The organism is Methylobacterium sp. J-043 (genome assembly GCF_022829505.1).
GTDB classification, from domain to species: Bacteria; Pseudomonadota; Alphaproteobacteria; order Rhizobiales; family Beijerinckiaceae; genus Methylobacterium; species Methylobacterium extorquens_A.
The window spans coordinates 1-12,761 of the sequence record NZ_JAKSYB010000047.1; the positions used below are offsets into that span (position 1 = coordinate 1).

The following is a 12,761-nucleotide window of genomic DNA, read 5'->3' on the forward strand; positions in this document are numbered from 1 at the left end:
CACGAGCCGCCATAGCCCGGCCCGGCATGCAGGAACTTGCTACCGATGCGGTTGTCGAGGCCGATGCCGCGGGCGACCTCTTGCACGTTGGCGCCGACCTGCTCGCACAGATCCGCGATCTCGTTGATGAAGGTGATCTTCGTGGCCAGGAACGCGTTGGCGGCGTACTTCGTCAGCTCGGCCGTGCGCCGCCCGGTGAGCAGGATCGGCGCGGCGTTGAGGTAGAGCGGGCGGTAGACCTCCTGCATCACGGCGGCCACTCGGTTGTCCTCGGCGCCGATGACGATGCGGTCGGGCCGCTTGAAGTCGTCGATCGCCGCGCCCTCGCGCAGGAATTCGGGGTTGGAGGCGACGCCGACGTCGAGGTCGGGCCGGGCCTCGCGAATGATGCGCTCGACCTCGTCGCCGGTGCCGACGGGGACGGTCGATTTGGTGACGATCACGGTGTACCCGGTGAGCGCCTCGGCGATCTCGCGGGCCGCGGCGGTGACGTAGGAGAGGTCGGCAAAGCCGTCGCCGCGGCGGGACGGGGTGCCGACCGCGATGAACACGGCCTGGGCGCTCGCTACGGCGGGTCTGAGGTCGGTGGAGAAGGTGAGGCGTTTGGCGCGGACGTTCTCGGCGACGAGGGTGTCGAGGCCGGGCTCGTAGATCGGCATGCGGCCCTCGTTGAGGGCGGCGATCTTGCCGGGATCCTTGTCGATGCAGACGACTTCGTGGCCGAAATCGGCGAGGCAGGCGCCCGACACGAGGCCGACATAGCCCGAGCCAATCATCGCGATGCGCATCGGTGGTCCGTCTCCCTGAAGCGGCGGATCCTGATCCTCGAGAACCATCGAGGAGACCGCCCGTCACGAGGGTCGGCATATTTTCCGGTGCGGGCAATTCGCTCAGCGTGGCCGGCGTGGGCGCATCCGGGGAAGGTAAGAGCCCGAAAGGCTGTGATCCGTTTTCGGGAACAAGGGCGGAGCGATGCGCCATCCAGTGCCTCGTCCCCGCAGGCGCCGGCCCGCAAGGGCTCTATGGGTCCCCGTAATAGTCGAGATACCACCTCACGAAGGCGGGGATGCCGGTCTCTAGCGGCGTCTCGGGCAAGCGGCCGACGAGGTCGCGCAGCAAGTCGGGGCTCGCATGGGTGCGGATCACGTCGCCGGGCGGCAGCGGCTTCAGCACGCGCTCGGCTTTGCGCCCGAGGGCCGTCTCCAGGGCGCCGATCATGGCATCGAGCCGGACCGGACGGCCGCCGCCGATATTGACCAGACGATAGGGCGCGACCGTGCTTAGGGTGTCGGCGGCCGAGACCGGGCCACCTGCGGACGGCATCGGCGGCGGGCGCTCCGCCAGCGCGACGATCGCATCGATGAGATCGTCGATGAAGGTGAAATCGCGCTCCGCCGCCCCCTCGCCGAACACCTCGATCGGCGCGCCCGCCAGGATCTTCCGGGTGAACAGGAACAGGGCCATGTCCGGCCGCCCCCACGGTCCGTAGACCGTAAAGAAGCGGAACGCGGTCGTCGGCACACTGAACAGGTGGGCGTAGGAATGCGCCATCGCCTCGTTGGCAAGTTTCGAGGCGGCGTAAAGGGTGAGCGGCGAGACCGCACGGTCGGTCTCGCGGAACGGGACGCTCGCATTGCCGCCATAGGCCGAACTGGTCGAGGCGACGAGCAGGTGCTTGACGGGGTGTGCGCGCACCGCCTCCAACAGGTTGGCGAAGCCGACGAGGTTCGCCTCGACATAGGCGCCGGGGTCGATGAGGCTGTAGCGAACGCCCGCCTGCGCCGCGAGGTGGAAGACGAGGTCCGGCTTGACCCGCGCCACCACGTCGAGGAGCGCGCCGGGCGTCTCGAGCCGCGCCTCGACCGCCTCGAAGCCGGGATATCGGGCGAGATCCGCGTGCCGGGCTCGCTTCAGACCGACATCATAATAGGGCGAGAGGCCGTCGAACCCTGTCACGCCGAAGCCCGCCGCCAGCAGGCGGCGGGTCAGCGCGTGGCCGATGAAGCCGGCCGAGCCCGTGACGAGAGCATGCATGCGAGGCCCGGTGCGCCGTCTTCCAGAGGATCCGTGTCTTTCACTCAATGCCCGCTGCGCCGCCGTGCCAAGAGGAGACACGATCGGTGACGGGGATTTTCATGAGGCACTCCGAAGCGGGATAGCTTCCGCCCGTCCGCGTCGCAAGGAACGCGATGATCCGTCGTGCGGTGGGTCGCCGACGGGGTTGGGAACGTTGTGTCTCAACGTTGATTATCGTTTTCACAGGGTTTTTCAGGCAAGTGGCCGCCTGCCTTTCACCCGGTGAACAGGGTAACCCTGCTTCCAGCGCGCAGCTGTCGCGCCGGGTTAGGGGTTGTTTATCGGGGAATCAGGTATACTTACGCCAGACTATCAGCCGACCTTCGTCTTGCGCCCGCTCGCGACGTCGGTCCCGCACTCCGCCGGGACTGACCGTCGTCGTACGGATCGTGTGAGACGCGTGGGCCGGCCGAAACATCCGTCCAGGCCCAGGGCGCTGTGCCGCCCCTCGCTTGGGTCCAGCGAGTCCGAACACCGAGTGTCCGCACGATGAACCAGCTTTTCCGCCTGCCGCAAGTCGGTGAGGCCGATGCGATTGCCGAACCCTCCGCCGATCTTCGTGTCCCCTTCGCGCAATCCGGCACCTTCGTCTGCAAGTTCATCATCGGTGAGCCGAGTGACCAGGCCGTGTGCTGCGGGGCTCCGGTCGCCGATGGTAAGAGCTGGTGCGCCTATCACCGCCGCATCGTGTTCGAGCCGGCTCGCCCCGGCCGCGCTCGCTGAAGCGCGCCTCACGTCTTCAAGACCAAGGCTCCGCCTCGTCGAAGGGTGGGGCCGACCACCTTATTCCTCACCGAATTGGTCGAACGGAGATGGGTGGTTGATCACGAAGCCGGTCGGCACGCCCGGTCCGCGCCAGCGCATGACGAGGTGGCCGTCTCCCCGCATCCCGACGGTCCGGTAAGCCGGTCCGCCCTCCGGAGGCAGACCGAGATCGCGCGGTCTGCTCCCGGCGGCCCCGAAGCGGCGCTGTTCGTAATAGACATAGGCCGGGGCGTCGGGCGCGATGGACCCGTAAACCGGACTCGGGCGGCGTCCCGTGACCCTCGTCGTCCGCGGTGGCGGCATCATGCGGGCCACGATGCGCCTGCTCGGTGGACGCTCGGCTTTCCGCGACACCTCCACTCCTACCTGTCGTATCGGCCGGGCGCGGCTCGTGGCTGTCCGGATCCGTTCCCGCCGGATCTTGGCCGTGCGTCGCATTGGGCGCGCCTCGGGGCGGGCCGAGACCCTGGGCTCGTCGACTTTCGCAGGGGTCGCGGCCGGTTTCGCCGCGGCGTTCATCGCCGGCGTATCCACCTTGGCCGGTGGATCGGTCCATTGACCGGCAGGCTTGTCCTGGGCGCCCGCAGGGGATGCCGCCAGCATCGTGCCGAGCACGAGGAGAAGGGTCGGAAAGCGGATGCCGCGCGACATGGAGAATCCTCTCGGGGTCGGAGAAGGACAACGCCGGCCGTAGGCTTTCACGCCGGTTGCACAGGCACCCGCCGCGGAAGCGTTCGTAAGGATAGGGGCACCCCTGCGCCGCGTCCATAGATCCATGTATCAAACCGCGCAGGGCATTCGCTCTTTCGCCCCCCTGATCGTCGGCAAGCCGGTTTCTCCTCGCCGTCTCAACCTCTAATTCTTCCGCTCGATGCAGCCGGAGCGGTGATGGATCCGGTCTCACCTTCGAAGATCTCGGGAGTCGGCATGGCAGCGGATGGCACGGCGGCGCGGCGCCTCTGGATACGCGATCCCCTGGCGATCCTGGCGGAGGGAGCCGGCGGGGGCGTGGTCGTCGAGGGCAGCCGCATCGCCGAACGGGTTCCGGCCGGCGGGCAGCCCTCCGCGCCGGTGGACGAGACGTTCGAGGCCGGGCGGCATGTCGTCATCCCCGGGCTCGTCAACACGCATCATCACTTCTTCCAGACGCTGACACGCGCCCATCCGGCAGCGATCAACAAGCCGCTGTTTCCCTGGCTGCAGGCGCTCTACGGCATCTGGGGGCGGCTGACGCCGGAGGCCTTCCGGCTGGCGACGCGGCTCGCCTACACCGAGTTGCTGCTCTCCGGCTGCACCACGGCGGGCGACCATCACTACCTGTTCCCGCAAGGGCTGGAGAACGCCGTCGACATCCAGGTCGAGGAGGCGCGCCGCCTCGGCATCCGCGCCGTCGTCACCCGCGGCTCGATGAGCCTGTCGCAGGAAGAGGGCGGCCTTCCGCCCAAGGCGCTGGTGCAGGACGACGACACGATCCTCGCCGACAGCGAGCGGGTGCTGCGCCTGTTCCACGATCCCACGCCCGGTGCGATGGTGCGGATCGGGCTCGCCCCCTGCTCACCCTTTGCCGTCACCAAGCGGTTGATGCGCGAGAGCGCCGTGCTGGCCGAGCGCTACGATTGCCCGCTCCACACTCATCTCGGCGAGACTCGCGACGAGAACGCCTTTTGCCTGGAGGCGTTCGGGCAGCGCCCGGTGGACTATCTCGAAGAGGTCGGCTGGATGACCTCGCGGGCCTGGCTCGCTCACGGCATCCATTTCAACGACGACGAGGTGAGGCGCCTCGGCGCGGCTGGCGTCGGCGTGTGCCATTGCCCGACCTCGAACATGGTGCTGGCCTCGGGTCAGTGCCGGACCTGCGAGTTGGAGGCGGCGGGCTCGCCTGTCGGCCTCGGCGTCGACGGCTCGGCCTCCAACGACAGCTCGAACCTGATGGAGGGTGTGCGCCACGCCCTGATGATCAACCGCCTGACCTACGGCGCTGAGGCGGTGACCCATCTCGATGCCCTGCGCTGGGCGACAGAGGGCTCGGCCCGCTGCCTCGGGCGCGACGACATCGGCCGGATCGAGCCCGGCCACGAGGCGGATCTGGCCCTGTTCACCCTGGACGAACTGCGCTTCTCCGGCGCCCACGATCCGCTCGCGGCGCTCGTGCTGTGCGGCGCCCACCGGGCCGACCGGGTCCTGGTCGCGGGCGGATGGCGGGTGATAGACGGCCAGCCGCTCGGCCTCGAGACCGGACGCCTGCGCGAGGAACATTCGCGGCTCGCCCGGTCCCTGTTCGGCGACGATCAGCTTCCACGATAGGTCTGGTCGCGCCAAGGGCTGGCCACGAGGGGCACCACGTCGAGGAAAGCGGGCGTCGGCTGGGTGAGCCCGGCGTGGCAAAAATGCTCGCCGATGTCAGGGCGGAGTTCCCGCGTCGCGACCGGCTCCGATTCATTCCTGACGATCTCGACGGCTTCGGTCGTGACGCCCGCCGCCGGCCGGCGACCGTCAAGCACGACAGTCCGATCAAGCAGGCGCCGTTCGGCCTCATGCGTCCGGGTAGGGTGTTTCACCCACCGGCGAACTGCGGGCGCAGATCGGGGCGATGGTCGGCCGAAAGGGGTGATCGCGGCCACCCTGGTGATTCTCAACGGAATGCCGCTCGGGTAATCCCGTCAGCAACGCGCTCCGTGTCCGCCCACACATAACGGGAAAGGATCATGCCACATGCCAAGGGATCAGGCAGCCTTTCCATTTTTCGATTAAGTCACTGAAAAATATATATCATATTTTGCGTTGCGCTCTCGCTCGTTGGTCGGAGACTCCGCGGTGTTCTTCCGGTGCCCATATCGTGTGCGTGTTGTGGCTATTTGTCGGACACGGCTGCACAAATTCTGTGAGCATCCTGCTTCTGTCGTGCTTAACTCCCTGACCGAAACACCTCGTTCGGGAGACAACAAAATGTCCGTACGCATCTTCTCCGCCGCACTCATCGCGCTCGCTGTCTCGGCGGGTGGCGCCTTCGCTGGCGACCGGGGCCGGATGGCCGGGGCGCAGCAGCCGGAAACGACCGGCAGCGTGCCCCGCTCGGCTGAGGGGCTGAACCTGTTCGGCGTTCCGGATCGCGATCCCGGTTTGGTCGCGTCGCAGCGTCCGGCCCGCAGCACCTTCAACGCCAACACCGCCCGCGCGCGCCACTACGAGCGCTGAGCGCCTGTTACGCGGCGTTGCTTCGAGAGGCCCGTCCGCTCCTGGCCGAGCGGCCGGGCGCAAGCTCGGTCTCGAAGCCCGCTCGAGCCGTCGATCCCCCTGCACCTTCAGACTGCGAGAGACGTCGCGGCGGGCTTCAAGGACGCCGGTGCTGCGCCTCGATCGAGGGCCGTTGCGAGATAAGCCTGCTCCGCGCTCAGAGACGCGGCCCGCTTTCCGCCCGCCTAAGGATTATCAATCGTCCTTGGAATCCGGGCGCGGCAGCACCCGGTAGTGCCGCCCGGCATAAAGCAGGCTGGCGCCGCCGCCGGTCCCGGTGAGCGCTTCGACTGCGCAGATCAGCACGTCATGCGTGCCGACCTCGTGGCGATCGACGATCCGGCAATCGAAGGCGACGAGGGCATCCGGCAGCACCGGAGCCCCGGTTCGCAGCGTGCTCCAGACCGTCCCATCGAAGCGCGCGCCCTGGCGCACTCGGCCGGCGAAATCGGCGGCGAGGCTCTCGTGGGCTGCCGTGAGCGTGTTGATGCACAGCACGCCGTTGCGCCGGAAGGCGGGATAGGCGGACGAGCTGCGGTTGAGGCAGACCAGCAGCGTCGGCGGTCCGTCGCTGACGCTGCACACCGACGTCGCCGTGAGACCCATCCGGCCGCCGGGCCCGTCCGTGGTCACGAGATGCACCGCGCTCGCGATCTGAGCCATCACTTCGCGATAGGCCGAGGCAGACACGGCTTCGGGGTTGGATGAAGTCATGACGGTCGCCTCTCGGGGCCGGATGAGGTCCCGATCGTTGAGCAGGACGTCGCAAGGCTCGGTTGAACGCCCTTGAAACGATGACGCGGTGGGCGTTCCGGCCGCTCCGGTCAAGGGGAATAGCAGCTCTCTGATAGCCAGAAATGGTCGGCGCTGCCTGCATCCTGCGCGTTCAATGCCGAAGATGCGTGCGGGATGGAACCGGACCGGTGGTGCCCGCTACCTTGCGGACCGGGGCTCCGGTGGCCGATGAAGCCGGCACCCGCTCCGCCGGAGGCCGTCCGATCCCTGCCGAACCGCTCCGCCCCGCCCCGTCCCGCCAGCGCTCGCAGGGCGCGGTGGATCTGCGCGTCGCCCCTGCCGGAACGGCCGCGGACGCGCCGACGCGGATCGTCGATCTCGCCGAGAGCGGCCCCTTGCGCCTGCGCTGTCCCCGCCAGGGCGCCGAGCGGATGCTGGAGGGGGTGCTGGTCAACACCGGCGGCGGCGTTGCCTGCGGCGATGTGTTCGCGGTGTCGGTGACGGTCGAAGCGGGCGCGGCCTGCGTGCTGACGACGACCGCGGCGGAGAAGATCTACCGCTCGGACGGCCCCTGTGCCGAGATCGTCAACCGGGTCAGCGTCGGCGCCGGCGGACGGCTCGATTGGCTGCCGCAGGAGACGATCCTGTTCGACCGTGCCCGGCTGGTGCGCCGCTTCGAGGCGGATCTTGCCCCCGACGCGTCGCTGCTTGTCGCCGAGATCGCTGTGCTTGGCCGTGCCGCCCGTGGCGAGACCCTGGAAGAGGCCTTGTTCGAGGATTCCTGGCGCATCCGCCGCGACGGCCGCCTCGTCTACGCCGACAGCCTGCGCCTCGACGGAGCGGTCACCGCTCTCATGGGCCGTCGGGCGATCGGCGGCGGGGCCCGCGCACTGGCGACGATCCTCGACCTGTCGCCGTGTGCGGAGGGCCGGCTCGACGAGGCCCGCGCCCTCCTCGACGCCCTGCCGGCGCAGGTCGAGGCTGGGGCGAGCGCCTGGAACGGCCATCTCGCCGTGCGGATGCTGGCCCCCACCGTCGCACCCTTGCGCGACGGCGCCGCCCGCTTCCTCGCCGCGTGGCGCGGGCAGCCGATGCCGCGCGTGTGGCAGACGTAAGCAGCTTGACCTCGGGCCGAGCATGATCCTTGCTCGGCCCACCTTCAGGCCCGGCCGACTCTCAACCCAGGACGCACGCCTTGCTCCTCACGCCCCGCGAGAAAGACAAGCTCCTCGTCGCCATGGCCGCCCAGGTCGCCCGCAACCGGCTGGCGCGGGGGGTGAAACTCAACCATCCGGAGGCGATCGCCCTCATCACCGACTTCGTAGTGGAGGGTGCCCGCGACGGGCGCTCCGTCGCCGAACTGATGCAAGCCGGCGCCCGCGTCCTCGATGCCTCCCAGGTGATGGAGGGGGTGCCGGAGATGATCCACGACATCCAGGTCGAGGCGACCTTCCCCGACGGCACCAAGCTCGTCACCGTCCACCACCCGATCCGCGGCGCACCCTCGGCGGACGTGCCGGGCACGGTGACGACGCTTCCCGGCGAGATCGTCTTCAACGAAGGCGCGCCGCGCACGGTGATCGAGGTCGCCAATACCGGGGACCGCCCGATTCAGGTCGGTTCGCACTACCATTTCTTCGAGGCCAATCCCGGTCTCGTGTTCGACCGCGACAAGGCCCGCGGCCAGCGCCTCGACATCGCGCCGGGCACGGCGGTGCGCTTCGAGCCGGGCTCGACCCGCGAGGTGGCGCTGGTGCCTCTCTCGGGCGACCGGAAGGTCTACGGCTTCCGCGGCGACGTGATGGGGCCGCTGTGACCGGGCTCGATCCGACTTACCGGGAGGACGTGGCGCTCGTGTCCCGGGCAGCCGATTTCGCAGCCCGCCGGCACGCGGACCAGCAGAGGAAGGGCGCCGCCCGCGAGCCCTACGTCAACCATCTGGCGGAAGTCGCGTGCCTTCTCGCCGAGACGATGGGGGAACCCGATGCCGCCCTCGTGGCCGCCGGCTGGCTCCACGACACGCTCGAGGACACGCAGACCGACCGCGAGGAGTTGGAGCGGCTGTTCGGCCCGCGCGTGGCCGCCCTCGTCGCGGAGGTGACGGACGACAAGGCTCTCCCCAAAGCGGAGCGCAAGCGCCGACAGGTCGAGGGAGCGCCGCATAAGTCTGCGGGTGCCAAGGCGGTCAAGGTCGCCGACAAGACCAGCAATCTGCGCTCGCTGACGGCGAGCCCGCCGGAAGGCTGGGAGCGGCAGCGCATCGCCGACTACATCGCCTGGGCGGAAGAAGTCGTAGCGGGCTGCCGCGGCACCAACGCCGCCCTGGAAGATCGCTTCGACCGCGCCGTCGCCGAGGCGCGAGGGACTCTTTAGAAATGGCCGACACTCGCAAGCCCGCCGCCCTCCCCCGCGCGGCCTATGCCGCCATGTTCGGGCCGACCACAGGCGACCGTATTCGCTTGGCCGACACCAGCCTTGAGATCGAGGTCGAGCGCGATCTCACGACCTACGGCGAGGAGGTGAAGTTCGGCGGCGGCAAGGTGATCCGCGACGGGATGGGCCAGTCGCAGGCGACCAACGCCGAAGGCGCCGTCGATACCGTCATCACCAACGCGGTGGTGCTCGACCATTGGGGCATCGTGAAATGCGATGTCGGCATCGTCCGTGGTCGTATCTTCAAGCTCGGAAAGGCCGGCAACCCGGACGTTCAGGCGAATGTCGACATCGTCGTCGGCCCCGGCACCGAGGTGATCGCCGGCGAGGGCAAGATCCTCACGGCGGGCGGCTTCGACAGCCACATCCACTTCATCTGTCCGCAGCAGATCGAGGAGGCGCTCTGCTCCGGCGTCACGACGATGCTCGGCGGCGGCACGGGCCCCGCGCACGGCACCTTCGCCACCACCTGCACGCCCGGCCCCTGGCACATCGCCCGGATGATCGAGGCGGCGGATGCCTTCCCTATGAACCTCGCCTTCGCCGGCAAGGGCAACGCCTCCGTGCCGGGCGCGCTGGAGGAGATGATCCGGGCCGGCGCCTGCGCGATGAAGCTGCATGAGGATTGGGGCACGACGCCCGCCGCAATCGACAACTGCCTCTCGGTGGCCGACGCGTTCGACGTGCAGGTCATGATCCACACCGACACGCTCAACGAGTCGGGCTTCGTCGAGGACACGATCGCCGCCTTCAAGGGCCGCACCATCCACGCCTTCCACACCGAGGGCGCGGGCGGCGGCCACGCGCCGGACATCATGCGGGTGGCGGGCTTGGCGAATGTGCTCCCGTCGTCGACGAACCCGACGCGGCCCTTCACGAAGAACACCATCGACGAGCATCTCGACATGCTGATGGTGTGCCACCACCTCGACCCGTCGATTCCCGAAGACCTCGCCTTCGCCGAGAGCCGCATCCGCAAGGAGACCATCGCGGCGGAAGACATCCTGCACGATATCGGCGCGCTCTCGATGATGTCGTCCGACAGTCAGGCCATGGGCCGGGTCGGCGAGGTCGTGATCCGCACGTGGCAGACGGCGGACAAGATGAAGCGCCAGCGCGGCGCTCTGCCCGGAGATGCCTCGGGCAACGACAATTTGCGCGCCCGACGCTACGTGGCGAAATACACGATCAACCCGGCCATCGCGCATGGCGTGTCGCGGCACATCGGCTCGGTGGAGCCGGGCAAGCTCGCCGACCTCGTGCTGTGGACGCCCGCCTTCTTCGGCGTGAAGCCGGACCTCGTGCTTAAGGGCGGCATGATCGCCACCGCGCCGATGGGCGACCCCAACGCCTCGATCCCGACGCCGCAGCCGGTGCATTACCGCCCGATGTTCGGCGCCTACGGCCGCGCGCCTTTTGCCACCGCGCTGACCTTCGTCTCGCGGGCAGCGCTCGAGGACGGGGTGAAGGAGCGGCTGCGCGTTTCCAAGGAGCTGGTGGCGGTGGAGAACGTGCGCGGCGGGATCTCGAAGAAGAGCATGATCCTCAACGACGCGACCCCGACTATCGAGATCGACCCCGAGACCTACGACGTGCGCGCCGACGGTGAATTGCTGGTCTGCGAGCCGGCGGAGGTTCTGCCGATGGCGCAGCGCTACTTCCTGTTCTGAACCATGATCCGCGCCACCCGCGTCATCCGCCGCGACCGTCTCGGTTCCGGCGAGATCGTCGACCGCATCGTACTCGATTCGAACGACCGGCACCGCCGCCGCATGGCGATGCGGGGCGTCGGCGGCACCGCGTTCCTGCTCGACCTCGCCGAGGCCACCGTGCTCGATGACGGCGATGCCCTCGCGCTGGAGGATGGGCGGCTCGTCTGGGTCGAGGCAGCGCCCGAGGCGCTGCTGGAGATCCGCGCGCCCTCCCCGCACGCCCTCAAGCGGCTGATCTGGCATATCGGCAATCGGCACATCCCCGCCGAGATCGGCGAGGACGCGGTGTGGATCGGCCACGACCACGTGCTCGCCGAAATGGTGCGGGGTTTGGGCGGGAGCGCCGAGCCGGTGACGCGTCCGTTCCGGCCCGAGGGCGGCGCCTATGCCGGCGGGCATGGGCATGACCACGGGCACGGGCATTCGCACGGGCACCCGCACACCCATGATTGACGCCCTGCGGCTGATGGCGTGGCTCTCGCCGACCTATCCGGTCGGGGCCTTCGCCTATTCGCACGGGCTCGAATGGGCGGTGGAGTGTTGCGACGTGCGCGATGCCGCAACCCTCGCCGACTGGCTCGCCGACGTGCTGGAGCGGGGCGCGGGGCGCAACGACATGATCCTCTGCGCCGCTGCGCATCGCGCCACTGAGGCCGGGGACGAAGCGGGATTGGCCGAGATCAACGACCTCGCCCTCGCGCTCGCCCCCTCCCGCGAACTCCACTTGGAAACGAGCCAACAGGGGCGCAGCTTCCTGGATGCGACCCTGCGGGCCTGGCCCTGCCCCGCCCTCTCGACGGTCGCCGAACGGCTCGACGCCGAGGTTGCCTACCCCGTCGCCGTCGGCGCGGCGGCGGGCGCGCACGGCGTCGCGCGGGAGGCGACGGTGGCGGCCTACGGCCTCGCTTTCGTCCAGAACCTCGTCTCGGCGGCGCTGCGGGTGGCGCCCGTCGGCCAGAGCGCGGGCACGACGATTCTCGCCGCACTCACCCCCCGCATCGCCGGAATGGCCGCGTCGCTGCAGGGGGCCGGGCTCGACGCGCTCGGCAGCGCGACCCTGCGGCTCGATCTCGGTTCCTTCCGGCACGAGACGCAGTATTCCCGCATCTTCCGCTCCTGAGGATTTTTTGGAAGCCATGGCATCCGTGAACGGACCCCTGCGCGTCGGTATCGGCGGACCCGTCGGCTCCGGTAAGACCGCGCTGATGGAGCAGCTGTGCCGCCGCTTCCGCGACACCTACGAGATCTGCGCGATCACCAACGACATCTACACCAAGGAGGATGCGCGGATCCTCACGGTGGCCGGGGCGCTGCCCGAGGAGCGCATCCTCGGCGTCGAGACCGGGGGCTGCCCGCACACGGCGATCCGCGAGGATGCCTCGATCAACCTCGCGGCGGTGGCCGAGATGCGCCGCCGCTTCCCGAAGCTCGACCTCGTGCTGATCGAATCCGGCGGCGACAACCTCGCGGCGACCTTCTCGCCGGAACTGGCCGACCTCACCCTTTACGTCATCGACGTGGCGGGCGGCGAGAAGATCCCGCGCAAGGGCGGCCCCGGCATCACCCGCTCGGACTTGCTCATCGTCAACAAGACCGACCTCGCCCCGCTCGTCGGCGCCGACCTCTCGGTGATGGAGGCCGACACCCAGCGGATGCGCGGCGCGCGGCCCTACGTGTTCGCCTCCCTGCGCGACGGGCACGGGGCGGATACGGTGGCCCGCTTCATCGTAGAGGCCGGCGGGTTGGGGTGACGTCGGTTCGCGAGACCTGATCGGGTGAGTGCATCCCCTCTCCCCGCACGCGGGG

At 69.0% G+C, this 12,761-nt stretch carries 15 protein-coding genes; 10 read left to right on the forward strand and 5 right to left on the reverse strand.

The window, feature by feature from the left end; translation table 11 throughout:
* Both MKK50_RS12750 and MKK50_RS12755 read right to left on the reverse strand, forming a co-directional pair.
* The coding region (locus tag MKK50_RS12750) for a UDP-glucose dehydrogenase family protein (RefSeq protein ID WP_499022743.1) at positions 1-788 on the reverse strand (788 nt) is incomplete at its 3' end.
* Between the two features lie 232 nt (positions 789-1,020).
* Complete coding sequence (locus MKK50_RS12755) at positions 1,021-2,034, reverse strand: NAD-dependent epimerase/dehydratase family protein (protein WP_499022745.1); 1,014 nt, start codon at positions 2,032-2,034, stop codon at positions 1,021-1,023.
* A 531-nt stretch (positions 2,035-2,565) separates the two neighbouring features.
* On the opposite strand from MKK50_RS12755, the gene MKK50_RS12760 reads away from it, so the two are divergent.
* On the forward strand, positions 2,566-2,799 hold the full coding sequence (locus MKK50_RS12760) for a hypothetical protein (protein ID WP_003600212.1): 234 nt from the start codon (positions 2,566-2,568) through the stop codon (positions 2,797-2,799).
* Between the two features lie 60 nt (positions 2,800-2,859).
* Here the strand turns inward: MKK50_RS12760 and MKK50_RS12765 are convergent, their stop codons facing one another.
* The gene (locus MKK50_RS12765; protein WP_499022747.1) at positions 2,860-3,492 is read right to left on the reverse strand and encodes a hypothetical protein; all 633 of its coding nucleotides are present in this window, start codon (positions 3,490-3,492) and stop codon (positions 2,860-2,862) included.
* A 276-nt stretch (positions 3,493-3,768) separates the two neighbouring features.
* Here MKK50_RS12765 and MKK50_RS12770 point away from each other — a divergent pair, with 276 nt between their 5' ends.
* The gene (locus MKK50_RS12770; protein WP_499022749.1) at positions 3,769-5,145 is read left to right on the forward strand and encodes an 8-oxoguanine deaminase; all 1,377 of its coding nucleotides are present in this window, start codon (positions 3,769-3,771) and stop codon (positions 5,143-5,145) included.
* On the opposite strand, the gene MKK50_RS12775 is transcribed toward MKK50_RS12770, so the two are convergent.
* Positions 5,130-5,342, reverse strand: a complete 213-nt coding sequence (locus MKK50_RS12775) for a hypothetical protein (RefSeq protein WP_499022750.1) — start codon at positions 5,340-5,342, stop codon at positions 5,130-5,132. The genes MKK50_RS12770 and MKK50_RS12775 overlap by 16 nt on opposite strands.
* Before the next feature lie 445 nt (positions 5,343-5,787).
* On the opposite strand from MKK50_RS12775, the gene MKK50_RS12780 reads away from it, so the two are divergent.
* Positions 5,788-6,036, forward strand: coding sequence for a hypothetical protein (locus tag MKK50_RS12780; RefSeq protein WP_499022751.1), 249 nt, complete (start codon positions 5,788-5,790; stop codon positions 6,034-6,036).
* Positions 6,037-6,270: 234 nt separating this feature from the next.
* Here MKK50_RS12780 and MKK50_RS12785 read toward each other — a convergent pair whose 3' ends face one another.
* Complete coding sequence (locus tag MKK50_RS12785) at positions 6,271-6,789, reverse strand: flavin reductase (RefSeq protein WP_499022752.1); 519 nt, start codon at positions 6,787-6,789, stop codon at positions 6,271-6,273.
* Between the two features lie 209 nt (positions 6,790-6,998).
* Here MKK50_RS12785 and MKK50_RS12790 point away from each other — a divergent pair, with 209 nt between their 5' ends.
* The 7 genes from MKK50_RS12790 to ureG all read left to right on the forward strand — a co-directional run bounded on the left by MKK50_RS12790 (position 6,999) and on the right by ureG (position 12,706).
* Complete coding sequence (locus MKK50_RS12790) at positions 6,999-7,925, forward strand: urease accessory protein UreD (RefSeq protein ID WP_499022851.1); 927 nt, start codon at positions 6,999-7,001, stop codon at positions 7,923-7,925.
* Positions 7,926-8,005: 80 nt separating this feature from the next.
* Positions 8,006-8,626 carry an urease subunit gamma gene (locus tag MKK50_RS12795; protein ID WP_499022754.1) on the forward strand — a complete coding sequence of 207 codons (621 nt, stop codon included), beginning with the start codon at positions 8,006-8,008 and terminating at the stop codon, positions 8,624-8,626.
* Positions 8,623-9,183: an HD domain-containing protein gene (locus MKK50_RS12800; protein WP_499022756.1), complete on the forward strand. Its 561-nt coding sequence runs from the start codon at positions 8,623-8,625 to the stop codon at positions 9,181-9,183. The genes MKK50_RS12795 and MKK50_RS12800 overlap by 4 nt, the downstream gene beginning before the upstream one ends.
* A gap of 2 nt (positions 9,184-9,185) precedes the next feature.
* Positions 9,186-10,913: an urease subunit alpha gene (ureC, locus tag MKK50_RS12805; RefSeq protein ID WP_253371349.1), complete on the forward strand. Its 1,728-nt coding sequence runs from the start codon at positions 9,186-9,188 to the stop codon at positions 10,911-10,913.
* A 3-nt stretch (positions 10,914-10,916) separates the two neighbouring features.
* Entirely contained in the window at positions 10,917-11,408 is a 492-nt protein-coding gene (locus MKK50_RS12810; RefSeq protein WP_499022759.1) for an urease accessory protein UreE, read from the forward strand.
* A complete protein-coding gene (locus tag MKK50_RS12815; protein ID WP_499022761.1) occupies positions 11,341-12,075 on the forward strand; it encodes an urease accessory protein UreF in 735 nt (244 codons plus the stop codon). The genes MKK50_RS12810 and MKK50_RS12815 overlap by 68 nt, the downstream gene beginning before the upstream one ends.
* Positions 12,076-12,091: 16 nt before the next feature.
* Positions 12,092-12,706, forward strand: a complete 615-nt coding sequence (gene ureG / locus MKK50_RS12820; protein ID WP_253371354.1) for an urease accessory protein UreG — start codon at positions 12,092-12,094, stop codon at positions 12,704-12,706.
* The last annotated feature ends 55 nt before the right edge of the window (positions 12,707-12,761 follow it).

Excerpts from the sequence above, each read along its gene's own strand:
- MKK50_RS12755 (WP_499022745.1), bottom strand. The coding sequence starts at position 2,034 with ATGCATGCTCTCGTCACGGGCTCGGCCGGCTTCATCGGCCACGCGCTG.
- MKK50_RS12760 (WP_003600212.1), top strand. The coding sequence starts at position 2,566 with ATGAACCAGCTTTTCCGCCTGCCGCAAGTCGGTGAGGCCGATGCGATT.
- MKK50_RS12765 (WP_499022747.1), bottom strand. The coding sequence starts at position 3,492 with ATGTCGCGCGGCATCCGCTTTCCGACCCTTCTCCTCGTGCTCGGCACG.
- MKK50_RS12770 (WP_499022749.1), top strand. The coding sequence starts at position 3,769 with ATGGCAGCGGATGGCACGGCGGCGCGGCGCCTCTGGATACGCGATCCC.
- MKK50_RS12780 (WP_499022751.1), top strand. The coding sequence starts at position 5,788 with ATGTCCGTACGCATCTTCTCCGCCGCACTCATCGCGCTCGCTGTCTCG.
- MKK50_RS12785 (WP_499022752.1), bottom strand. The coding sequence starts at position 6,789 with ATGACTTCATCCAACCCCGAAGCCGTGTCTGCCTCGGCCTATCGCGAA.
- ureC (WP_253371349.1), top strand. The coding sequence starts at position 9,186 with ATGGCCGACACTCGCAAGCCCGCCGCCCTCCCCCGCGCGGCCTATGCC.
- MKK50_RS12810 (WP_499022759.1), top strand. The coding sequence starts at position 10,917 with ATGATCCGCGCCACCCGCGTCATCCGCCGCGACCGTCTCGGTTCCGGC.
- MKK50_RS12815 (WP_499022761.1), top strand. The coding sequence starts at position 11,341 with ATGCCGGCGGGCATGGGCATGACCACGGGCACGGGCATTCGCACGGGC.
- ureG (WP_253371354.1), top strand. The coding sequence starts at position 12,092 with ATGGCATCCGTGAACGGACCCCTGCGCGTCGGTATCGGCGGACCCGTC.